Source organism: Nakamurella multipartita DSM 44233, from assembly GCF_000024365.1.
GTDB classification, from domain to species: Bacteria; Actinomycetota; Actinomycetes; order Mycobacteriales; family Nakamurellaceae; genus Nakamurella; species Nakamurella multipartita.
The window spans coordinates 1,272,907-1,293,607 of the sequence record NC_013235.1; the positions used below are offsets into that span (position 1 = coordinate 1,272,907).

General features: G+C 71.6%; 25 protein-coding genes. 18 read left to right on the forward strand and 7 right to left on the reverse strand.

The window, feature by feature from the left end:
- Positions 1-55: 55 nt before the first annotated feature.
- From NAMU_RS05750 to NAMU_RS05760, 3 genes are read left to right on the forward strand one after another with little or no spacing between them, the layout of a single operon-like run.
- Positions 56-955, forward strand: a complete 900-nt coding sequence (locus NAMU_RS05750; protein WP_015746474.1) for a LytR/AlgR family response regulator transcription factor — start codon at positions 56-58, stop codon at positions 953-955.
- Positions 952-1,362 (forward strand): hypothetical protein, encoded by a 411-nt coding sequence (locus tag NAMU_RS05755; RefSeq protein ID WP_015746475.1) that lies wholly within the window; start codon positions 952-954, stop codon positions 1,360-1,362. The genes NAMU_RS05750 and NAMU_RS05755 overlap by 4 nt, the downstream gene beginning before the upstream one ends.
- Entirely contained in the window at positions 1,359-2,846 is a 1,488-nt protein-coding gene (locus tag NAMU_RS05760; protein WP_015746476.1) for a sodium/solute symporter, read from the forward strand. The genes NAMU_RS05755 and NAMU_RS05760 overlap by 4 nt, the downstream gene beginning before the upstream one ends.
- Positions 2,847-2,861: 15 nt before the next feature.
- Here NAMU_RS05760 and NAMU_RS05765 read toward each other — a convergent pair whose 3' ends face one another.
- The 4 genes from NAMU_RS05765 to NAMU_RS05780 form a co-directional block, all read right to left on the reverse strand.
- A complete protein-coding gene (locus tag NAMU_RS05765) occupies positions 2,862-3,479 on the reverse strand; it encodes a DUF4203 domain-containing protein (protein WP_015746477.1) in 618 nt (205 codons plus the stop codon).
- 116 nt (positions 3,480-3,595) lie between these two features.
- Positions 3,596-4,249, reverse strand: a complete 654-nt coding sequence (locus NAMU_RS05770) for a GAP family protein (RefSeq protein ID WP_015746478.1) — start codon at positions 4,247-4,249, stop codon at positions 3,596-3,598.
- 137 nt (positions 4,250-4,386) lie between these two features.
- The gene (locus NAMU_RS05775) at positions 4,387-4,881 is read right to left on the reverse strand and encodes a nucleoside deaminase (protein ID WP_015746479.1); all 495 of its coding nucleotides are present in this window, start codon (positions 4,879-4,881) and stop codon (positions 4,387-4,389) included.
- 27 nt (positions 4,882-4,908) lie between these two features.
- Positions 4,909-5,754, reverse strand: coding sequence for a siderophore-interacting protein (locus NAMU_RS05780; RefSeq protein ID WP_015746480.1), 846 nt, complete (start codon positions 5,752-5,754; stop codon positions 4,909-4,911).
- Between the two features lie 312 nt (positions 5,755-6,066).
- Between NAMU_RS05780 and NAMU_RS05790 the strand changes: the two genes are divergently transcribed.
- The 5 genes from NAMU_RS05790 to NAMU_RS05805 all read left to right on the forward strand — a co-directional run bounded on the left by NAMU_RS05790 (position 6,067) and on the right by NAMU_RS05805 (position 10,817).
- Positions 6,067-6,414 (forward strand): DUF485 domain-containing protein, encoded by a 348-nt coding sequence (locus tag NAMU_RS05790; RefSeq protein WP_015746481.1) that lies wholly within the window; start codon positions 6,067-6,069, stop codon positions 6,412-6,414.
- A gap of 3 nt (positions 6,415-6,417) precedes the next feature.
- Positions 6,418-8,121, forward strand: coding sequence for a solute symporter family protein (locus NAMU_RS05795; protein ID WP_041369882.1), 1,704 nt, complete (start codon positions 6,418-6,420; stop codon positions 8,119-8,121).
- A 188-nt stretch (positions 8,122-8,309) separates the two neighbouring features.
- The gene (locus tag NAMU_RS05800; RefSeq protein ID WP_015746483.1) at positions 8,310-9,896 is read left to right on the forward strand and encodes a sensor histidine kinase; all 1,587 of its coding nucleotides are present in this window, start codon (positions 8,310-8,312) and stop codon (positions 9,894-9,896) included.
- A complete protein-coding gene (locus NAMU_RS27055) occupies positions 9,847-10,125 on the forward strand; it encodes a hypothetical protein (RefSeq protein ID WP_169312469.1) in 279 nt (92 codons plus the stop codon). The genes NAMU_RS05800 and NAMU_RS27055 overlap by 50 nt, the downstream gene beginning before the upstream one ends.
- Complete coding sequence (locus NAMU_RS05805; RefSeq protein ID WP_015746484.1) at positions 10,122-10,817, forward strand: response regulator; 696 nt, start codon at positions 10,122-10,124, stop codon at positions 10,815-10,817. Before NAMU_RS27055 ends, NAMU_RS05805 begins: the two co-directional genes overlap by 4 nt.
- Here the strand turns inward: NAMU_RS05805 and NAMU_RS27060 are convergent.
- The 3 genes from NAMU_RS27060 to NAMU_RS05820 form a co-directional block, all read right to left on the reverse strand.
- On the reverse strand, positions 10,814-11,683 hold the full coding sequence (locus NAMU_RS27060; RefSeq protein ID WP_015746485.1) for a phosphatase PAP2 family protein: 870 nt from the start codon (positions 11,681-11,683) through the stop codon (positions 10,814-10,816). The genes NAMU_RS05805 and NAMU_RS27060 overlap by 4 nt on opposite strands.
- A gap of 11 nt (positions 11,684-11,694) precedes the next feature.
- Complete coding sequence (locus NAMU_RS05815) at positions 11,695-11,967, reverse strand: TFIIB-type zinc ribbon-containing protein (protein ID WP_052307828.1); 273 nt, start codon at positions 11,965-11,967, stop codon at positions 11,695-11,697.
- Between the two features lie 79 nt (positions 11,968-12,046).
- A complete protein-coding gene (locus tag NAMU_RS05820; RefSeq protein ID WP_083786000.1) occupies positions 12,047-12,448 on the reverse strand; it encodes a TFIIB-type zinc ribbon-containing protein in 402 nt (133 codons plus the stop codon).
- A gap of 361 nt (positions 12,449-12,809) precedes the next feature.
- Here NAMU_RS05820 and infA point away from each other — a divergent pair, with 361 nt between their 5' ends.
- The 10 genes from infA to rplM all read left to right on the forward strand — a co-directional run bounded on the left by infA (position 12,810) and on the right by rplM (position 20,691).
- A complete protein-coding gene (infA, locus tag NAMU_RS05825) occupies positions 12,810-13,031 on the forward strand; it encodes a translation initiation factor IF-1 (protein ID WP_015746488.1) in 222 nt (73 codons plus the stop codon).
- Between the two features lie 184 nt (positions 13,032-13,215).
- Positions 13,216-13,329, forward strand: a complete 114-nt coding sequence (gene rpmJ / locus NAMU_RS05830) for a 50S ribosomal protein L36 (RefSeq protein ID WP_015746489.1) — start codon at positions 13,216-13,218, stop codon at positions 13,327-13,329.
- A 214-nt stretch (positions 13,330-13,543) separates the two neighbouring features.
- Positions 13,544-13,921 (forward strand): 30S ribosomal protein S13, encoded by a 378-nt coding sequence (gene rpsM, locus NAMU_RS05835; protein WP_015746490.1) that lies wholly within the window; start codon positions 13,544-13,546, stop codon positions 13,919-13,921.
- A 3-nt stretch (positions 13,922-13,924) separates the two neighbouring features.
- The gene (gene rpsK, locus NAMU_RS05840; RefSeq protein WP_015746491.1) at positions 13,925-14,335 is read left to right on the forward strand and encodes a 30S ribosomal protein S11; all 411 of its coding nucleotides are present in this window, start codon (positions 13,925-13,927) and stop codon (positions 14,333-14,335) included.
- A gap of 36 nt (positions 14,336-14,371) precedes the next feature.
- Positions 14,372-14,977, forward strand: coding sequence for a 30S ribosomal protein S4 (gene rpsD, locus NAMU_RS05845; RefSeq protein ID WP_015746492.1), 606 nt, complete (start codon positions 14,372-14,374; stop codon positions 14,975-14,977).
- 165 nt (positions 14,978-15,142) lie between these two features.
- Positions 15,143-16,225, forward strand: a complete 1,083-nt coding sequence (locus tag NAMU_RS05850) for a DNA-directed RNA polymerase subunit alpha (protein ID WP_015746493.1) — start codon at positions 15,143-15,145, stop codon at positions 16,223-16,225.
- Positions 16,226-16,393: 168 nt separating this feature from the next.
- Positions 16,394-17,053: a 50S ribosomal protein L17 gene (gene rplQ / locus NAMU_RS31695; protein ID WP_015746494.1), complete on the forward strand. Its 660-nt coding sequence runs from the start codon at positions 16,394-16,396 to the stop codon at positions 17,051-17,053.
- Positions 17,054-17,150: 97 nt separating this feature from the next.
- A complete protein-coding gene (truA, locus tag NAMU_RS05860) occupies positions 17,151-18,002 on the forward strand; it encodes a tRNA pseudouridine(38-40) synthase TruA (protein ID WP_407669229.1) in 852 nt (283 codons plus the stop codon).
- A gap of 103 nt (positions 18,003-18,105) precedes the next feature.
- On the forward strand, positions 18,106-19,983 hold the full coding sequence (locus tag NAMU_RS05865; RefSeq protein ID WP_015746496.1) for a SulP family inorganic anion transporter: 1,878 nt from the start codon (positions 18,106-18,108) through the stop codon (positions 19,981-19,983).
- Between the two features lie 264 nt (positions 19,984-20,247).
- Positions 20,248-20,691 (forward strand): 50S ribosomal protein L13, encoded by a 444-nt coding sequence (rplM, locus tag NAMU_RS05870; protein WP_015746497.1) that lies wholly within the window; start codon positions 20,248-20,250, stop codon positions 20,689-20,691.
- Positions 20,692-20,701: the final 10 nt, after the last annotated feature.

The window sequence follows — 20,701 nt, forward strand, 5'->3', positions numbered from 1 at the left end:
TCTCGCGCCCAGCCGACAGGATGCAGGCAGCGAGCAACCGAGGAGCGGAGGGCAGGTGCAGGTGCGTCCAGGGGATGCGGACCCGGCCCGGCCGGCCGCCGAACGGGCCGACCCGGCGCGCCCGGCCGGTCTGACGGTGCTGGCCGTCGACGACGAGGCCCCGGCCCTGGACGAGGTGGCCTACCTGCTGCGCGGCGACCCGCGGGTCGGCACCATCCTGACCGCGGGCAACGCCGCGCAGGCGTTGGCCCTGCTCACCGGGTCGCCCGGCCAGGGGCCCGAACCCGACGCGGTCCTGCTCGACATCGCCATGCCCGGGTGGGACGGCGTCGACCTGGCCCGGGTGCTGTCCGGGTTGCCCCGGCCGCCGGCCGTGGCGTTCCTGTCCGCGCACGACAACCGCGCGGTCGAGGCGTACGAGATCGGCGCGGTCGACTACCTGCTCAAACCGGTGCGGGCGGCCCGGCTGGCCGAGGCGGTCACCCGGTTCTGCGCGGCCCGGGACGCCGCGATGGAACTGGACCGGCGGCGGGCCGGGCACCCGGCCGAACCGGCCCGGGCCGCGGCCCCGGCCGCCCCGTCCGGCCGGTCCGGGCCGGCGGACGTGATGATCGCGGTGGACCTGGCCGGCAGTACCCGGTTCGTCCCGCGGTCGTCGGTCTGCTGGGCCGAGGCGCAGGGCGACTACGCCCGGCTGCACGTCGCCGGCGGCGGCAGCCACCTGATCCGCACCCCGCTGGCCGTGCTGCAGGAGGAGTGGGCACCGGCCGGCTTCGTGCGGGTGCACCGCGGGTATCTGGTCGCGCTGGGCCGGATCGTCGAGCTGCGCTCGGTGGACGGCGGCTACCGGGTGGTGGTCTCCGGCCAGCCGACCCCGGCCGACCTGCCGGTGAGCCGGCGTCACCTGCGCACCCTCAAGCAACAGCTGCTGGCCGGGCGCCGGCCGGGCCGGTGACCGAGCGTCATCCGCCCCGGCGGGTGCGGGTGGTGCTGGCCGACCGCCGGCCGTCCCGCCGGCCGGTGTTGCGCGGCGCGGAGGTGGCCGAACAGACCGAACTGGGCCGCGAGCTGGTGCGCGGGCTGGTCCGCGCCCAGCTGGTCGCCTCGATCCGGATCGCCGTGCTCGCCCTGGCCCTGTTCGCGCCCCTGCCGGCGCTGTTCGCGCTGGTGCCCGCATTCGGGCAGGCCCGGGTGCTGGGCATCCCGGTCGCCTGGTGGCTGCTGGGGGTGCTGGCCTACCCCACGCTGTACCTGCTGGCCCGCGGGCACCGGCGGCAGGCCGAACGGATCGAGCGCGACTTCACCGACCTGCTCGGCCGCGACCAGGACGACCGGCCCGACCCGCCCCGGACCGGGCCATGACCCCCGACGGCTCCACCCTGTCGTTGGTCGCGATCACCCTGGTGGTGGTGCTCACCGGGATGGTCGGCGCCTACGGGGTGCGGTTCGCCCGCACCACCAACGACTTCCTGGTCGCCTCGCGGACGGTGCGGCCGGCCTGGAACGCGGCCGCGATCTCCGGTGAGTACCTGTCGGCCGCCTCGTTCCTGGGCGTCGCCGGCCTGATCGCCGTGTACGGGCCGGACGCCCTGTGGTACCCGGTCGGGTTCACCGCCGGCTACCTGGCCCTGCAGTTGTTCGTGGCCGCCCCGCTGCGCCGCTCGGGCGCCTACACAGTGCCGGACTTCGCCGAGATTCGCTGGGGGTCAAGGCGTTTGCGGGCCCTGGCGACCGCGCTGGTGCTGGCCATCGCCTGGCTGTACATGGTGCCGTTGCTGCACGGCGCCGGTCTGGTGCTGCAGGAGGTCACCGGCCTGCCGCGGTGGGTCGGGGTCACCGTGGTCGCGGTGGTGGTAACCATCAACGTGGTCGCCGGCGGCATGCGCTCGATCACCCTGGTCCAGGCGCTTCAGTACTGGTTCAAGCTGGTGGCCATCGCGCTGCCGGTGCTGGTGGCCTACGCGCTGACCCGGCCCGGGGTGGCACAGCTGTTCACCGGGGAGTGGGCCAACGCCGGCACCGGGCTGGGCGCGGGGGAGTCCGCCCCGGAGATCTACTCGCTGATGCTGGCGACCTTCCTGGGCACGATGGGGTTGCCGCACGTGCTGGTCCGCTTCTACACCAACGTCGACGGCGGGTCGGCCCGGGCCACCACCGTCCGGGTGATCGCCCTGCTCGGGGTGTTCTACGCGTTCCCGACGCTGGCCGGGGTGCTGATGCACCAGCTGATGCCGCCGCCCGCGCCCGGGCAGGCCGACACCCTGCTGCTGGGCCTGCCGGCCCAGGTGGTTGGTGGGGTGCTCGGCGCGGTGCTGGCCGCGCTGGTCGCGGCCGGGGCGATCGCCGCGTTCCTGTCCACCTCGTCCGGGCTGGTGGTGGCCGCGGCCGGGGTGCTGTCCACCGATGTGCTGCGCGGCCGGGTCCGCGACTTCCGGGCCGCGGCCGTGGTCGCCGGGCTGGTGCCGCTGGCCATCGCCCTGCCGACGACCAGCGTCGACATCTCCCGGGTGGTCGGCATGGCCTTCGCGGTCGCCGCCTCGACGTTCTGCCCGTTGCTGGTGCTGGGCATCTGGTGGCGCGGGCTGACCACCGCCGGCGCCGTCGCCGGCCTGCTGGTCGGCGGCGTCGCCTCGTTGGGCTCGCTGGTCACCTGGGTGGTGTTCCCGGCCGTGCAGACCGGCTCGCTCGAGTCGTTGCTGGGCCAGCCGGCGGTCTATTCGGTGCCCGCCTCGTTCGCCACGATGGTGGTGGTCTCGCTGGTCACCCGCTCGTCGGTGACACCACGGGCCGACGCCGTGCTGGCCCAGCTGCACCTGCCGTCGGCGGCGCGGCGGGTCGGCGCCTGAGCGGCCGCCCGGTGCTCAGGCGTCCTGGACCCGGGCCCGGCGGTCGTCGTCCTCGCGGGCGCCGCGCAGGTTCAACGCCCGCGGGAACAGCCGCCGCTGGGTCAGCCAACCCGCGGCCGCCAGCGCCACCCAGAGCACGGTGCTCAACGCCTGCTCGCTGCCCGGCTGCGGGTGCCGCAGGAAGCCCAGCGGGTCCGGCCAGACCAGCCCCAGCCCGCTCAGGATCAGCCCGGCGCCGCCCAGGGCGGTGGCCCAGAGCAGGACGCGTTCGCGGAACTTGTCGGCCAGGAACCCGAACACCAGCGCCGTCGCGACCACCACGACGACGGCCAGCAGCACGTTGCGGTCACCGGCGGCAGTCACCGCGTACAGCTTGGCTCCGATCAGCGAGCCGGCGACCAACCCGACCACGAACCGGGCGACCTTGAACACCAGGGCGACCAGGATCTCGGTGATCAGGGCGGACCCGGCGGCGATCAGCAAGGCCGTCCAGGTCGAGGCGGCGAACAGGTCGGCCAGCAGCCAGCCCAGCCCGAACCCGGACGCCAGGATCGCGACGTGGACCGAGCCGATACCGAAGAAACACAACACGATCCCGACGCCGACGACGACCAACCCCGACACCGCCACCACCCCCGCAGGCTCCCGATCCCGGTCTTCGGATCGTCTTCAGGATCCCACGGCCGTCCGCCGCCGGGCAGTGATCGCAAGGACCCGATCGGGTGACCGGCGCCCGGAGTCGCTCACACTCAGAAGCCGCCGATGCCCTTGCCGACCAGCACCGCCCCGATGACCAGGAACAGCACGGACATCACCGCGGCGTTGTTGGCTTCCAACCAGGACTTGGCCCGGTCCAGCGGTGCGCGCATCCGGTCTCGGGTCACCGCGTAGGCAACGACCGGAATCGCCACCGTGCTGGCGGCGATCACCGTGTAGATCGCCACCACGACGACGGTGTCCGCGACGCTCAGCTCGGCGGCCCCGATCGCGATGCCCGCGGCCGCAGCCATCAGGAGGTTCTTCGGGTTGATCGCCGCCAGGGCCAGGCCCAGACCCAACGCCTGGACGAACCCCATCCGGTCGATCGCGGCCATCCACTTCGGCGCGCTCCGGTGCCGGTCGCGGGCATGCCATTGCCGCAGTCCGGCGGACATCAGCACCGCGCCCAGGCCGACCTTGACCCAGCTGACCCCGGCCTGCGACTGGCCCGCGTCGACGCCGCCGGTGATCACGGTGAACACCGTGACCGCGGCAACGATGCCGACCACCCAGCCGATCAGCAGCCCGAGGCTGGTGCTGCCGGCGTGGGTCGAGAACAGCATGAGGATGGCGGCGACGATCGCGATGGGCGAGATCGCGATGGCGATGGCCAGCGGCAGGACGTCGCCGATCACACCGTTCATGCGGCCCTCGATTCGTTCGGGTGATTAGCGAGTGATCGTTCTCCCGTGAACCGGCATGGGGCAACCCAGGCCCGGTTTGCGCAGCGATGGTCCAGCGGATCGTGCCGCTGGCTCTGTCGGGCCCGACGGGCGCCAGATCACCTGACCGACTCACCAGGGGCACGACCGAAGGCCCGCCGGTACAGCTGCTTGACCTGAACCTCCAGCTCCACCGAGGGACCCTCGACGGGGACGCCGGGGGCGACCTGACCGATCGGCAGCGGGGCGACCGGGCCGGCCGGCACGCCCCACTCGCCGAGCCAGGCGGTCAGCTGGGCGGTCGAGGTGGCGTAGACGATCCGGCCGAGGCCGACCCAGGCATGGGCGGCCGCGCACATCGGGCAGTGCTCGCCGGAGGTGTAGACGGTGGCCGCCCGCCGCTCGTGCGGGGAGAGGTTCGCGGCCGCCCAGCGGGCGAGTTCGAACTCGGGGTGGCGGGTCCGGTCACCGCCGGCCACCCGGTTGTGGTCCTCGGCGAGCACCGTGCCGTCGCCGGTGACCAGCACCGAGCCGAACGGTTCGTCGCCGCTGTCCAGGGCCTGCTCGGCCAGTTCGACACAGCGCCGCAGGTGCCGAAGATCCGTCTCGTCCATGCTCGGATCCTGCCGTGTGCGGGCCCGTCAGGCGACCCCGGCGCGGCGTTCGACGGCCTCGGCCTCGGCATTCCACTGGGCCTTTCCGGCCCGCCAGCCCTCCTCGTCGGCGCCCAGACGCCAGTACCCCGAGATCGACAGCCGCTGGGCCGGCAGCTGCCGGTCCACCCGCAGCAGCCGGCGGATCTGGGCGACCCAGCCGGCCTCGCCGTGCACGAAGGCCTGCACGTCGGTCAGCGGCAGCTCGATGCCGCGCACCGTCTCCACCAGCTGGCCGCCGAGGACCCCGTACCCGGTGTGCAGCCAGGTCAGGCGCACGCCCTCGGGTAGGTCGATGGCCAGCCGGGACTCCGGTCCCGGGACCTCGAGCACCACATGGCCGCGGGCGTGGTCGGGCAGGGCCTCGATGCTGGCCGCGATGGCCGGCAGGGCACTCTCGTCGCCGACCAGCAGGTGCCAGTCGGCCGCCGGATCGGGCCGGTAGGCGCCGCCGGGGCCGCGCACGAACAGCGTGTCGCCCGGTCGAGCGGCCTGCGCCCAGGGTCCCGCGACGCCGGCGGTGCCGTGCACCACGAAGTCGACGGTCAGCTCGTGCGCGACCGGGTCGAAGGCGCGGACCGAATAGGTGCGGACCACCGGCCACTGCTCGACCGGCCGCTCGCGCTTGATCTGCTCTAGGTCCAGCGGCTGGGGGTACTCGGCCCGCGGGAAGATCAACTTGACGTAGCCGTCGGTGAACTCGCTGGGCACGAATTCGGTGAGCCCGCCGAACGTGACCCGCACCATCGTCGGGCTCAACCGCTCGGTGCGCACCACGGTGGCCGGCGCGGGCATGGGCCGGCGAACGGCGGTGGGGGTCGGTGAAGCGGTCACACGGATCCTCTTTCTTAGGGTTGCCTTACTTGCACCCTACTGCATGCCGGGCGGGGGGTGGTGCGGATGGGCTCGGCCGCTCATCGGCACCGCGGCTCTGCCGCTCATCGGCACCGCGGCCCTGCCGCTCATCGGCACCGCGGCTCTGCCGCTCATCGGCACCGATCGACCGTTCGGCGCAGCGGCGAGTGTCCTGCCGACGGGCGGGTACCCCTCTCGGGCCCCGGTCCTTACGTTTTCCAGGTCCGGCCGGACGCAGTGTTCCGGTGATGCAGTGCCCAGGTGATGCAGTGCCCAAGACAAGGAGGTCTCATGGCCGAACCACCCCCCACCACCGCCGTCTCGAGCGCGAGCACGGTGAACTGGGAAGCCGTCCAGGATTCGCCGGATTTCCGCAAACTTCGGCATGCGTTGCGCTCCTTCGTCTTTCCCGTCACCGTCGCGTTTCTGGTGTGGTACTTCAGCTACGTGCTGTGCGCGGCGTTCGCGCGAGACTTCATGGACACCAAGGTGTTCGGCAACATCAACATCGGGTTGCTTTTCGGCCTGCTGCAGTTCGTCACCACCTTCCTGATCGCCCTGCTCTACGCCCGGCACATGAACAGCAAGTTCGACCCGGAAGCCGACCAGCTCCGCGACGAGATCGAAGGAGTGGTCTAAGTGTTGGTCTCCCTCGCCGCGACCCAGGCGGCCGAGTCGGCCGCCGCCGACACCGATTCCGGGCACCAGGTGCTGACGATCTCGCTGTTCGCGACGTTCGTCGCGATCACCCTGGGCATCACCATCTGGGCCAGCCGGCAGAACCGCACGGCCGCGGACTTCTACGCCGGCGGCCGCTCGTTCACGGGCATGCAGAACGGCTTCGCCATCGGCGGCGACTACATGTCGGCCGCGTCGTTCCTGGGCATCGCCGGGCTCATCGCGCTGTACGGCTACGACGGGTTCCTGTACTCGATCGGCTTCCTGGTGGCCTGGCTGGTCGCCCTGCTGCTGGTCGCCGAGCTGATGCGCAACACCGGCAAGTTCACCATGGCCGACGTGCTCAGCTTCCGGATGCGGCAGCGTCCGGTGCGCACCGCGGCGTCCATCTCCACCGTCGTCGTGTCGATCTTCTACCTGCTGGCGCAGATGGTCGGCGCGGGCGAGCTGGTCTCGCTGCTGCTGGGCATCAGCTCGCAGACGGCCAAGAACATCGTCATCGCCGGCGTCGGCCTGCTGATGATCGTCTACGTCGTGTTCGGCGGGATGAAGGGCACCACCTGGGTGCAGATCATCAAGGCGGTGCTGCTGATGACCGGCGCCGCGATCATGACGTTCTGGGTGCTGGCCAAGTTCGGCTTCAACCCCTCGGCCCTGCTCGGGGCGGCCGCGGACGCCTCCGGCAAGGGCGAGGCGTTCCTGGAGCCGGGGCTGCGCTACGGCGTGGAATCGGCCGACGCGACCAAGACGCTGCTGTCCAAGCTGGACTTCATCTCCTTGGCCATGGCCCTGGTGCTGGGCACCGCCGGCCTGCCGCACATCCTGATCCGCTTCTACACGGTCCCCAGCTCTAAGGCGGCCCGCAAGTCGGTGCTCTGGGCCATCGCCCTGATCGGCACCTTCTACCTGATGACGCTGGCGCTGGGCTTCGGCGCGGCGGCCCTGGTCGGGCACGAGGCGATCACCGCGCAGAGCGCGGGCGGCAACTCGGCGGCCCCGCAGCTGGCCGAGGCGCTCGGCGGGGTCGGCACCGGGCTGGGTGCGGTGATGCTCGCGGTGATCGCCGCGGTCGCCTTCGCCACCATCCTGGCCGTGGTCGCCGGGCTGACCCTGGCCTCGTCCTCGTCGTTGGCGCACGACCTGTACGCCAACGTGATCCGGCGGGGCAAGCCGACCACCGACAAGCAGGAGGTGCGGGTCGGCCGGATCGCGGCGGTCTGCATCGGTGCGGTGTCCATCGCGCTGGCCATTCCGGCGCAGTCGCTGAACGTGGCCTTCCTGGTGGCGATCGCCTTCGCCATCGCGGCCTCGGCCAACCTGCCGGTCATCCTGTTCTCGCTGTTCTGGAAGCGGTTCAACACCCGCGGCGCCACCTGGGGCATCTACGGCGGTTTGATCTCGGCCCTGGTGCTGCTGATCTTCTCGCCGAACGTGTCCGGCGGTGCGGTCAGCCAGGCCACCGGCAAGGCGGCCAGCCTGTTCAGCGACCCGTCGATCGACTTCCACTGGTTCCCGCTGAACAACCCGGGCCTGGTCTCCATCCCGCTGGGCTTCCTGTTCGCCTTCATCGGCGCGGTCACCAGCAAGGAGTTCAACAAGGCCAAGTGGGCCGAGATGGAGGTGCGTTCGCTCACCGGTGCGCACGCCGAGAAGGCGTCCTCGCACTGACCTGAGCCCACCCCACCATCGTGTCGATCATGGGAAGAGGGCCGTTGACCCGCCGGGTCAACGGCCCTCTTCCCATGATCAACTGCTGGGCGGGCGGGCGGTGGCTCCATAGTGGGGCGCGGGGCCGGGCGGCTCGGTAGGTTCGCAGGCGGGGCCACGCCGCCGCGGCCCGGGTCAGGAGGTCCGCCATGCGATCCGGTTCGAGCTGGTCGCTGGCTCGCCGCATCCTGGCGCTGCAGGCCGTCGTGCTGTTCGTCGTGCTGGCCGGGCTGCTGGCGGCGGTGCTGGTGGACTCGGACGCCGAGACCGAACGGGCCACCGGCGAGCGGGTCGCCTCGATCGCCGCCGCGGTGGCCAGCTCGCCCGACGTGGTCGACGCCGTCACCGCCCCGCAGCCGGCCGGGGCGGAGATCTCCGGGCCGTCCGCGGTGATGCAGCCCTACGCCGAGTCGGTCCGGACCTCGACCGCCACCGACTTCATCGTGATCATGACGCCCGAGGGCGTGCGCTACACCCACCCCGACCCCACTCAGATCGGCGGCACCTACTTGGGCAACCGAGCGGCCGCGCTGGCCGGCGGCGTCGGGATCGAGACCTACACCGGGACGCTGGGCCCCTCGGTCCGGGCCATCGTGCCGGTCGAGCAGGACGGCACGGTCGTCGCCCTGGTCTCGGTCGGGGTGACCGTCGACCACATCAACGAGCTGACCAACCGCCGGTTGCTCTACCTCGGGCTGATCGCCCTGGGGGCGCTGGCGGTCGGGGTCGCCGGCTCGTTGATCATCGCCCGCTGGGTCCGCCGGCAGACCCTGGGCATGGGGCCCAAGGAACTGGCCCGCCTGTTCACCTACTACGACTCGGTGCTGGCCTCAGTGCACGAGGGCATGGTCCTGCTGGACGCCAAGGGCACCATCACCAGCATCAATGCCGAGGGTCGGCGGCTGCTCGGCCTGGGCGATGCGGCGATCGGCCGGACCCCCGCCGAGGCCGGCCTGCCCGCCCATCTGGCCGCCATGATCGTCGACCCGGAGAGCCTGACCGACGAGCTGGTGCTCTCCGCCGAGCGGGTGCTGGTGATCACCCGGCGGCCGGTCGAGGTCCGGGGCACGGTGGTCGGGGCGGTGGTGACGCTGCGCGATCACACCGAGCTGGACGCGTTGACCGGGGAGCTGGACCGGGTGCAGGTGTTCTCCGAGGCGCTGCGGGCCCAGGCCCACGAGTCGGCCAACCGGATGCACGCGGTGATCTCACTGATCGAGTTGGGGGAGACCGACCATGCACTGAGCTTTGCGGTCGAGGAGATGCAGACTGCGCAGCGGCTGGCCGACCGGGTGCTTGAAGGGGTGGGCAACCCGGCAATGGCCGCGCTGCTGCTGGCCAAGTCCGCGCAGGGCGCCGAGCGGGGCATCGACGTCACTGTCCGGGCCGGGTCCTACCTGCCGCCGCACGCCGCGCCCGACCCGGAACTGGTCACCATCGTGGGCAACCTGCTCGACAACGGGTTCGACGTCCTGACCACCGTCGCGCCGACCGACGGGCCGCGGTCCATCAAGGTCGGGCTGGACGTGCTGGGCGCCACCATCCCCGGGGCCGAGGGCGTGGGCGGCGGCCCGCCCCGGCCCGACCCCCCCGGCCGCCGACGACGGTGTCGACCTGCCCGAGCCGTACGTGCGGATCACCGTGACCGACACCGGCCCCGGGCTGACCCCCGCCCAGGCCCGGTCGGTGTTCAACCGGGGCTGGTCGACCAAGTCGGCCAAGGGGCCGGCCGGTGATCGAGGGCTGGGCCTGGCCCTCGTCGCCCAGGCGGTGGCCCGCTGCGGTGGTACGGTCCGCGCGGACCCCGGGCCGGGCGCCCGGTTCGTGGTCGCGCTGCCGTACCGGCCCGGACCGCACCCCCCGACCTCGGTGCCCGATGACGCCCGCCCGGCGCCGCCCGGCGCGGCCGATCCCTCGCCCGATCCCTCGCCCCCCACCGTCGTCCGGCAGGAGACCCCCCGTTGATCCGTGTGCTCGTCGTCGAGGACGAGCCGATCGCCGCCCGTGCGCACAAGGCGTACGTGGAGCGAATCGGCGGGTTCGAGGTGGCCGCGGTGGCCAACTCCCGGATCGAGGCCGAACGGGCCCTGGCCAAGGGCGGCATCGACCTGGTCCTGCTCGACCTGCACCTGCCCGACGGCAACGGGCTGGACCTGTTCCGCCGGATCCGGGCGGCCGGCTCGACGGTGGACGTGATGGTGGTGTCCTCGGCCCGGGACGCGGATGTGGTGCGTTCGGCGGTGGCCCAGGGCGCCGTGCAGTACCTGCTCAAGCCGTTCGCGTTCAACGCCCTGCGGGACCGGCTGACCTCCTACCGGGAGTTCGCCGAGCAGGTCGCCGGGGCCGAGGACGTCGACCAGGCGTCGGTGGTCCGGGCCCTGGGCATGCTGCGGGCGCCGAACACCGGATCGCTGCCCAAGGGCATGACCAAGGAGACGCTGGCCATCGTGGTCGGCGCCCTGCGGGAGCTGGGCGATGCGTCGGCGACGCAGATCGGCGACTTCCTGGGGGTCTCCCGGATCACCGCGCGCCGCTACCTGGAGCACCTGGCCGACACCAATGTGGCCGAGCGGACGCTGAAGTACGGGCAGGTCGGGCGGCCGGAGACGCGTTACGGGCTGCGTCGCGCCGACCCGCCGAACCAGCCGATGGGTTAGACCGGCGAACTGCCGGTCGGCGGGCCGGCCGGTGGGTCGGACGGTCCGGCGGGGCCGGATGCGACCGTCGGCACCAGCGGGCTGGGCACGGATCCGACGGTCAGCCGCCAGACCTCGCGCACGGTCACGCACAGCATCAGCCAGGCCAGGCCGGTGATCCAGCCGGCGATCACATCGGTGAACCAGTGCACCCCGAGGTAGATCCGCGACCAGCCGATGGCCAGCACGAACAGCACCCCACCGGTGATCAGCACCACCCGCCAGGCGGTGCTGGCGATCAGCGGCACGACGACGACCAGGATGACCCCGACGATCGCCGCCGAGGCCAGCGCGTGGCCGGACGGGAACGACTCGTTGGTCTCGGTGACCAGCCGGAACTCCACCGGCGGGCGCTCTCGGCCGACGGTGGCCTTGCCGACCCGGACCAGCAACCCGGCGCCGGCGGCGACCACGGCGACCAGCACGGCGTCACCGCGGCGGTCCTTGAACCACAGCAGCAGGACGGTGCCGACGGCGATGATGCCCATGGACAGCGTGCTGCCGACCTCGGTGACGACCTTGGCCACCGCGGTCAGGAACGGGGTCCGGCTGTCCACCGCCCACGCCCACACCGTCGGGTCGACCGAGGCCAGCCCGTTGTGCTCGATGGCCCCGTCGGCCAGACCCAGGATCACCGCCCCGAGCACCATCAGCAGGGCCCCGCTGGCGACCAGCAGCTCGACCACCCGGGGGCGGGAGCGACGCCAGCGGATCGCCACCACCAGCCCGAGCCCCATCAACAACAGCCCGGCGATGGCGTAGGGCAACCAGACGTAGCCGTACTCGAAGAACGTGTCCTCGGCGTCGGCCCGCGCGAGCAGCATCATCGGTCGGCCGATCAGTCGAAGAACTCTTCGAGAAACGTCTTCTTACGCTTCTTCGGCCGCAGTTTGTCGGCCCGCACCCGGTCGTAATCCCGGCGCGCGTCCTTGGCCGGTCGCTGCGGGCGGTCGTAGTCCACGATCGGGGCCGCCTCGACCACCGGCGGGGTCAGGCCGAAGAACTGGGACTCCGCGGCCATCAGGCGTTCGAGCTCGCCGCGGTCCAGGAAGACCCCCCGGCACTGCTTGCACACCTCGACGGTGACCCCGTCGCGTTCGGCACTGCGCATCTTGCCTTGGCACTTCGGACAGATGAGGCTCATGATGCGTGCCAGGTTATCCCGGGCCCGGTCGCGGGCGGGGGCGGCGTCATCCGAACAGGCCGTCGATGAATGATTTCTTGCCCTTCTTGCTCGAGCTCTTCTTGCCCTTGCCCAGGTAGTCGGTGGCCATCGAGGCGATGGTCGACAGGTCGGCCATGGGGGAGCGGCTCGGCGCGGCCCCGGCCGGCGGCACGTTCGGGTAGCTCGGGGTCGGGTGGCTCGGGGTTGGGTAGCCCGGGGTTGGGTGGCTCGGGGTCGGGTGGCTCGGGGTCGGGTAGCTCGGGGCCGGCGGAGCGGCCGGGCCGCCGTTGAAGCGGGACTCGGCGTCGATCAGGTGCTCCAGCTCGCCGCGGTCCAGGAACAGCCCGCGGCAGTCGGTGCACTGGTCGACCGTGACCCCGTTGCGCTCGTAGCTGCGCATCGAACCCTGGCACTTGGGACAGATCATGCTCACGACGTCATCCTTCCCGGGGCCCTCGGCCGCGCGGCCGCGACCCCGCCTGGGCAACGTGGATCACCGGTCGCGGAGTTCCGGACGGGCTCGATCGGGGTCCGGGACGGGCCCACGGGTCCGGCAAATAGCAGGAGTTGGCGCACCGGCGCAAGGGGCGTACAGTGGAACGTCGGCGCGCGGGTCGCGTCGGCTTGCTGCTGCGCGCGGTCAAGTCGACGTTGGATGAAGTCCATCCGGTGCGCCAGCCCCCGGGCCATCCGCCGCCGGTTCACGCCGGCCGGCGACGCCTGCGGGGCCGCCGGTCCCGACGGTACCGGTATGACCCGGCGAGCTTGCAGTAAGAAGTGCGGAGGATATGGGCAAGAAAGACGGGGCCATCGAGGTCGAGGGTCGCGTGGTCGAGCCGTTGCCCAACGCGATGTTCCGGGTCGAGTTGGAGAACGGGCACCGCGTGCTCGCGCACATCAGCGGCAAGATGCGTCAGCACTACATCCGAATCCTGCCGGAGGACCGGGTCGTCGTCGAACTTTCGCCGTACGACCTGACCCGCGGTCGGATCGTCTACCGCTACAAGTAAGCGGGGCTCGACCCGGTTTCGCCGGGTTGAACCCTGCACCACCGTGCCCTTTCTCGGGGCGCGGACCGGGACCGTGCGTCCCGGGCGATCGGCCTGAGACCTCAGGACCGATAGGGAGCGGACCCGCCCGGGTCCGCGTGGTCCGACCCCGCTCCGGGGCCGGTACTAGAGAAGAGGAACAGCAGTGAAGGTTCAGCCGAGCGTCAAGAAGATCTGCGACAAGTGCAAGGTGATCCGCCGGCACGGTCGCGTCATGGTCATCTGCGAGAACGTTCGCCACAAGCAGCGCCAGGGCTGACGGCCTCCGTCCACCCTGCCGCGGACCCGCCTGATCCCAGAACGGTCCGACCGGCCGGCCTCGTGCCGGTCACCATCGCGTCACCACCGCCCTGCCCCGGTTCACGCCGGGACGGCCAGCGGGATTCCCCCGGACCACGGGCCGGGGCCTCGACCAGATGTCGGGGATGGGACGCGACCGACACCCGTGGGCGACACAAGGGAGTACACGCCAGATGGCGAGACTCGTCGGCGTCGATCTGCCCCGCGACAAGCGGATGGAGATCGCGCTCACTTACATCTATGGGATCGGGCGCACCCGATCGCTGGAACTGCTGGCGGCCACCGGGATCAGCCCGGACCTTCGCTCCAAGGACCTGACGGACGAGGACGTGCTCGCGCTGCGCGACGCGATCGACGCCGCCGATCTCAAGGTCGAGGGCGACCTGCGCCGTGAGGTTCAGGCCGACATCCGCCGGAAGATGGAAATCGGCTCCTACCAGGGTCTGCGGCACCGCCGCCACCTGCCGGTCCGTGGTCAGCGCACCAAGACCAACGCGCGCACCCGCAAGGGACCGAAGAAGACCATCGCCGGCAAGAAGAAGGCCAGGTAAGCCATGCCCCCCAAGTCCCGTCAGGGCTCCGCGGCGGTCAAGAAGATCCGCCGCAAGGAGAAGAAGAACGTCTCTCACGGCCACGCGCACATCAAGAGCACGTTCAACAACACCATCGTCTCCATCACCGACCCCACCGGTGCGGTGATCAGCTGGGCGTCCGCCGGCCACGTCGGCTTCAAGGGCTCCCGCAAGTCGACCCCGTTCGCCGCCCAGATGGCGGCCGAGAACGCCGCCCGCCAGGCCATCGAGCACGGCATGCGCAAGGTCGACGTGTTCGTCAAGGGCCCGGGCTCGGGCCGGGAGACCGCCATCCGGTCCCTGCAGGCCGCGGGGCTCGAGGTCGGCGCGATCTCGGACGTCACCCCGCAGGCGCACAACGGAACCCGTCCGCCCAAGCGGCGCCGGGTCTGACGCGGGTCTGGGATACGGAGCAAGGAGACACAAGTCATGGCTAGATACACCGGACCTATCACCAAGAAGTCACGCCGCCTCAAGACCGACCTCGTCGGTGGCGACATGGCCTTCGAGCGTCGCCCCTTCCCGCCCGGTCAGCACGGCCGCGCGCGGACCAAGGAGAAGGAATACCTGACCCAGCTGCAGGAGAAGCAGAAGGCTCGCTTCACCTACGGCGTCATGGAAAAGCAGTTCCGTCGTTACTACGCGGAAGCCGCCAGCCGGACCGGCAAGACCGGTGACACGCTGCTGCAGATCCTCGAGTCGCGGCTGGACAACGTCGTGTACCGGGCCGGCCTGGCCCGCACCCGGCGGCATGCCCGGCAGCTGGTCTCGCACGGCCACTTCGAGGTCAACGGGGTGCGGGTGGACGTGCCGTCCTACCGCGTCGAGCAGTACGACCTGATCACCGTGCGCAAGCAGTCGACCGAGTCGTTCCCGTTCGAGCTGGCTCGCGCCACGTTCGGCGAGCGGACGCCTCCGGCGTGGATGAAGGTCGTGCCGGAAACCCTGCAGATCATCATCCACTCGCTCCCGGTGCGGGCGCAGATCGACTCGCAGATCACCGAGCAGCTGATCGTCGAGTTCTACTCGAAGTAACCGCCGCCTGCCGCCGAGGGGTGTTTCACCCTTCGGCGGCAGTCGTGCGTGTCCCTGGTCCCCGGGCATGGGGAATGCGGCCGGTGGAACGGCCGTTGCAGACGGCTACATGAAGTACCCCAGTGACGTCATATGGCGGATGTCACCTGTGAAAGGACCCAACGCATGCTGATCTCCCAGCGCCCCAGCTTGACCGAGGAGCCGGTGGCCGACAACCGGTCCCGCTTCATCATCGAGCCGCTCGAGCCCGGATTCGGGTACACCCTGGGCAACTCCCTGCGGCGCACCCTGCTGTCCTCCATCCCCGGCGCGAGCGTCACCAGCATCCGCGTCGACGGCGTGCTGCACGAGTTCACCACCGTGCCCGGCGTCAAGGAGGACATCACCGAGCTGATCCTGAACCTCAAGGAACTGGTCGTCTCCTCCGAGGACGACGAGCCGGTCACCATGTACCTGCGCAAGCAGGGCCCCGGCGACGTCACCGCCGCCGACATCGCCCCGCCCGCCGGCGTGACCGTGCATAACTCGGATCTGAAGCTGGCCACCCTGACCAAGAAGGGCAAGCTGGAGATCGAGCTGGTCGTCGAGCGTGGCCGCGGCTACGTCCCGGCCTCGCCGAACAAGGTCGTCGGCGCCGAGATCGGCCGCATCCCGGTCGACTCGATCTACTCGCCGGTGCTGAAGGTCACCTACCGGGTCGAGGCCACCCGCGTCGAGCAGCGCACCGACTTCGACAAGCTGGTGCTGGACGTCGAGACCAAGCCGTCGATCACCCCGCGGGACGCGCTGGCCTCGGCCGGCACCACCCTGGTGGAGCTGTTCGGGCTGGCCCGCGAGCTCAACGTCGACGCGGAAGGCATCGAGATCGGGCCGTCGCCCGCCGAGGCCGACCACATCGCCGCGTTCGGGCTGCCGATCGAGGAGATGGACCTGACCGTCCGCTCCTACAACTGCCTCAAGCGCGAGGGCATCCACACCGTCGGCGAACTGGTCTCCCGGACCGAGGCCGACCTGCTGGACATCCGCAACTTCGGGCAGAAGTCGATCGACGAGGTCAAGATCAAGCTCGCCGGCATGGGCCTGGCCCTGAAGGACTCGCCGGCCGGGTTCGATCCCGCCGCCGCCGCGCTGTCCTACGGCGACACCGACTGGAACGACGACACCGACGACAGCGGCTACGGCTCGCTGGCCGGCCTCGGTGGCACGCCCCAGGACGACACCGACTACGCCGAGACCGAGCAGATCTGACCCATCCATCGCACCCGCGATGCGGTCCACCCGGACATCCGGGTGGGCGGGACCCGATCAGGGTCCTGAACACGAAGGAAACCGTCGGCGCCCCGGGGTTCGCCCCGGGGTGGCCGCCTCACCCGCGGTGCACACCCCACGCGCGGACCACGAAAGAAGGACAACGCGATGCCCACGCCCCCCAAGGGTCCCCGTCTCGGCGGATCGCCGGCCCACGAGCGGCTGATCCTGGCCAACCTGGCCACCCAGCTGTTCGAGCACGGCAAGATCACCACCACCGAGGCCAAGGCCAAGCGGTTGCGCCCGTACGCCGAGAAGCTGCTCACCAAGGCCAAGGTCGGCACCCTGCACGCCCGGCGTGAGGTCATGAAGGTCGTCCGCGACAAGGACGTGGTGCACAAGCTGTTCGCCGAGATCGGCCCGTCCTTCGAGACCCGCACCGGTGGCTACACCCGGATCATCAAGACCGCCCCGCGCAAGGGCGACAACGCCCCCATGGCGATCATCGAGCTGGTCGGCGAGGAGACCGTGTCCGCGGCCGCCTCCCGGGTGATCCGTTCGTCGGCCAACCGCGGTGACCGCGCCGCTCGGGTCGCCGCGTCCGCCGCCGCCGGTGGCGCGGCCGCCGCCGAGGACGCTCCGGACCGCGAAAGTGCGTCGGACCAGGTCGTCGACGCGGCCACCGAGGCGCCGGCCGAAGGCGCCGAGGTGACCGAGGCGGCTCAGACCGCCGAGGATGCCGGCGACCGCGAGAGCGGTTCGGTCCAGGCCGTCGAGGCGGCCGACGAGGCCCCGGCCGAGGGCGCCGACGACGAGACGGCCAAGTAGTACCTCGCCTCGCACGCCCGCGGACGACCCCGTGACGCACCGGCCCGACCGGCTGCGGCACGGGGTCGTTCCCGTTCCCGAGAAGAATCCGGAGCCGATGCCCGAGCGTCGCCTGCGCCTGGACATCAGCTACGACGGCACCGATTTCGCCGGCTGGGCGATCCAGCCCGGGCTGCGCACGGTGGCCGGCGAGCTGACCAGCGCCCTGACCACCATCGTGCGCACCCCGGTCCGGCTGGTCGTGGCCGGCCGCACCGACGCCGGCGTGCACGCGGCCGGCCAGGTGGCCCACGTCGACCTGCCCCAGGCGGCCCTGCTGACCGTCATCCCCCGGGACCGGGCCGATCACCCCGACCCCGAGCGGGCCGGCCGCCTGGGCCTGCTGCGCCGGCTCGGCGGGCTGCTGCCGCCGGACGTGCGGGTGCGGGCCGTGCTAGCCGCGCCGGAGGGCTTCGACGCCCGGTTCTCCGCGCTGCGCCGCCGCTACCGCTACCGGATCGGCACCGCCGAATGGGGTGTCGAGCCGGCGGACCGCCGGTTCGTCTACGCCCGCCGGCGCACGCTCGACGTCGAGGCGATGACCTTGGCCGCCCAGGCGCTGGTCGGCCTGCACGACTTCCACGCCTTCTGCCGCCCTCGGGAGGGGGCGACCACCATCCGTGACCTGCAGAAGCTGACCGTGACCCGGGCCGGTGACGAGGTGCGGATCGACGTCGTCGCCGACGCGTTCTGCCACTCGATGGTCCGGGCCCTGGTCGGCTCGCTGCTGGCCGTGGGCGAGCTGCGAATGCCCACCGCCCGGCCGGCCGAGTTGCTGGCCGCCGGCGAGCGGACCTCGGCGTTCGCCGTGGCGCCGGCGCACGGCCTGAGCCTGGTCGGGGTGGACTATCCGCCCCCCGCCGAACTGGCCCGCCGGGCCCACGACACCCGGGCCGTGCGCTCGCTCTGAGCGCCCGCGAATCGACGGCGCCGGCGATCCTGCCCGGCTGGGGCGATGCCAATCGCCCCCGCGGCGCTCTACGGTGCCCCCGAGTGCGCGAAATGGGGTCGACGTGACTGAAGAACCCGAGCTGCCCGGACCCGCGTGGACCCCGGCCGGGGGACCCGCCGGGGCCGCCCCGGACCGGCCGATCGACCATGATCTGGCCTTCGCCGACGAGGTGGTGGATCCGACTCCGCGGCCCGCGCCGGCGCCGATCCCGGTCCGGCTGCGCCGTTCGGTGACCGGGTGGCTGGCCTCGGTGCGGCCGCGACCGCGGGACCTGCGCGCGGACGCCATCGCCGGCGTCTCCAACGCCATCGCCTCGGTGCCCGACGGCATGGCCATGGCCCTGCTGGTCGGGGTGAACCCGGCCTTCGGCCTCTACTCCTCCTTCGCCGGCAAGATTGGCGGCGGGCTGTTCAGCAGCACCTCGCTGATGGTGGTGACGGCCGCGGCGCTGGCCGCCGGCTCGGTGCTCGAGGACGTCGCCCCCGACGAGCGGGCCGGCGCGGTGATCGCGCTGACCCTGTTCGTAGGCATCCTGCTGATCGCGGTCGGCCTGCTGCGGCTGGGCCGCTACATCCGGTTCGTCTCAAGGTCGGTGATGGTCGGGTTCCTCACCGGGATCGCGGTCAACATCATCTTCGGCCAGCTGCCGGGTCTGGTCGGGGTGGAGCCCGACCCCGGGGTGGCCGTGCAGAAGGCGTACTACGTGGCGGCCAACCTGCACGAGATCACCGTCGCCTCGGCCCTGGTCGGGGTGGGCGCGCTGGCCGCGATGATGCTGCTCGGACGCACCCCGCTGCGGCTGTTCGGCACCCTGATCGCGGTGGTGGTGACCACCGCGGTGGTGGCCCTGGCCGGCCTGGACGACGTGCGGACCGTGCTGGACATCGGGGCGATCCCCACCGGGTTCCCGCCCATCACCCTGCCGCCCTGGCCCACCCTGCTCAACGTGGACCTGATGGCCGGGGCGGCCGCGATCGCCGCGATCATCCTGGTGCAGGGGGCCGGGGTGGCCGAGTCCGCGCCCAACCCGGACGGCTCGCCCTCGTCGACCAACCGCGACTTCATCGGCCAGGGCGCCGGCAACCTGGTCGCCGGCCTGTTCCACGGCATCCCGGTCGGCGGGTCGGTGAGCACCACGGCGATCAACATGGCCGCCGGGGCCCGCAGCCGGTGGTCGGCCGTCTTCGGCGGGCTGTGGATGCTGGTGATCCTGGTCGCGCTGGCCCGGTGGGTGGAGATGGTGCCGCTGCCCACGCTGTCCGCGGTGCTGATCTTCGCCGCGTTGATGACGATCAAACCGGCGGTGATCGCGGTCGTCTGGAAGACCAGCACCACCGGCAAGATCGCGATGACGGTGACGTTCGTGTCCACCCTGGCGCTGCCGATCGCGGCCGCGGTCGCGGTCGGCGTGATCTGCTCGCTGGTGCTGCAGCTGAACAAGGAACAACGCGACTTCCACCTGGTGCGCCTGGTGCCGGTGCAGGGGCAGTTCGTGGAGCGGGCCGCCCCCACGGTGCTGCCGGACGCGCAACCGGTCGTCCTGGACGTCTACGGCAGCCTGCTCTACGCGGGGGCCAAGACCCTCGGGGCGCGGCTGCCCAAGCCGTACGGGTCGAGCCGGCCGGTGGTGATCCTGCGGTTGCGCGGGCGGGGCTCGTTGGGCTCGACGTTCTTCGGCGTCGTCGCCGGCTACGCCGACGAGCTGGCCGCCGCCGGCGGCCGGCTCTACCTGTCCGGGCTCGACCCGGCGATGGTGGACCGGTTCGAACGCAGCCAGCAGGCCGAGGTGCGTCGCAAGATCGCCGTCTTCCCGGCCACCGAGGTGCTCGGCCGGTCCACGCTGGCCGCGCTGCAGGACGCGCAGCAGTGGCTGGCCCAGCCGCCCGATTCGCCCCCCGATTCGCCGGCCGATTCGCCGCCCGGTCCGCAGGACGGCTGAAGGCAGGTACGGTCGGCGGGGCAGTCCCTAGCACCCCGATCGGCGATTTTGACCTTGACCGCGCCGGGGGAGTACTCTGGACAGCCGTGTGCCGCGCGGCTGCGTGTGGCGGTGATCGCGTGTGCGCGTCGCTGCCGGACTCGTCAGCCCGGAGCTGGAACTTCTCGGTGGAACCCGGGTGGATCGAGCTCATGCCGACGGCATCGACAAGGGGGCAGCCGCCCCTGGACCTGAGCAACTGGACGACAACGAAGAGGCATCACCGTGCGCACGTACAGCCCCAAGCCTGGCGATGTGACCCACGACTGGCACGTCATCGACGCGACCGACGTCGTGCTGGGCCGCCTGGCCAGCCAGGCCGCACAGCTGCTGCGTGGCAAGCACAAGCCGATCTACGCCCCGCACGCCGACACCGGCGATTTCGTGGTGATCATCAACGCGTCGAAGGTCGCGGTCAGCGGCAACAAGCGTGACGCCAAGCTGCTGTACCGGCACTCCGGCTACCCGGGCGGGCTGCGCAGCCAGACCGTTGGGCAGCTGCTGGACACCCGGCCGGAGCGGCTGGTGGAGAAGGCGATCGTGGGCATGCTCCCGCACAACACCCTGGGCCGCTCCCTGGCCCGCAAGCTGAAGGTCTACCCCGGCGCGGAGCACCCGCACGCCGCGCAGAAGCCGCAGCCGTACGAGATCACCCAGGTCGCCCAGTAACCAGTCGCCG

Excerpts from the sequence above, each read along its gene's own strand:
- NAMU_RS05760 (WP_015746476.1), top strand. The coding sequence starts at position 1,359 with ATGACCCCCGACGGCTCCACCCTGTCGTTGGTCGCGATCACCCTGGTG.
- NAMU_RS05770 (WP_015746478.1), bottom strand. The coding sequence starts at position 4,249 with ATGAACGGTGTGATCGGCGACGTCCTGCCGCTGGCCATCGCCATCGCG.
- NAMU_RS05775 (WP_015746479.1), bottom strand. The coding sequence starts at position 4,881 with ATGGACGAGACGGATCTTCGGCACCTGCGGCGCTGTGTCGAACTGGCC.
- NAMU_RS05790 (WP_015746481.1), top strand. The coding sequence starts at position 6,067 with ATGGCCGAACCACCCCCCACCACCGCCGTCTCGAGCGCGAGCACGGTG.
- NAMU_RS05800 (WP_015746483.1), top strand. The coding sequence starts at position 8,310 with ATGCGATCCGGTTCGAGCTGGTCGCTGGCTCGCCGCATCCTGGCGCTG.
- NAMU_RS27060 (WP_015746485.1), bottom strand. The coding sequence starts at position 11,683 with ATGATGCTGCTCGCGCGGGCCGACGCCGAGGACACGTTCTTCGAGTAC.
- NAMU_RS05815 (WP_052307828.1), bottom strand. The coding sequence starts at position 11,967 with ATGCGCAGTGCCGAACGCGACGGGGTCACCGTCGAGGTGTGCAAGCAG.
- NAMU_RS05820 (WP_083786000.1), bottom strand. The coding sequence starts at position 12,448 with ATGATCTGTCCCAAGTGCCAGGGTTCGATGCGCAGCTACGAGCGCAAC.
- infA (WP_015746488.1), top strand. The coding sequence starts at position 12,810 with ATGGGCAAGAAAGACGGGGCCATCGAGGTCGAGGGTCGCGTGGTCGAG.
- rpsM (WP_015746490.1), top strand. The coding sequence starts at position 13,544 with ATGGCGAGACTCGTCGGCGTCGATCTGCCCCGCGACAAGCGGATGGAG.
- rpsK (WP_015746491.1), top strand. The coding sequence starts at position 13,925 with ATGCCCCCCAAGTCCCGTCAGGGCTCCGCGGCGGTCAAGAAGATCCGC.
- rpsD (WP_015746492.1), top strand. The coding sequence starts at position 14,372 with ATGGCTAGATACACCGGACCTATCACCAAGAAGTCACGCCGCCTCAAG.
- NAMU_RS05850 (WP_015746493.1), top strand. The coding sequence starts at position 15,143 with ATGCTGATCTCCCAGCGCCCCAGCTTGACCGAGGAGCCGGTGGCCGAC.
- rplQ (WP_015746494.1), top strand. The coding sequence starts at position 16,394 with ATGCCCACGCCCCCCAAGGGTCCCCGTCTCGGCGGATCGCCGGCCCAC.
- truA (WP_407669229.1), top strand. The coding sequence starts at position 17,151 with ATGCCCGAGCGTCGCCTGCGCCTGGACATCAGCTACGACGGCACCGAT.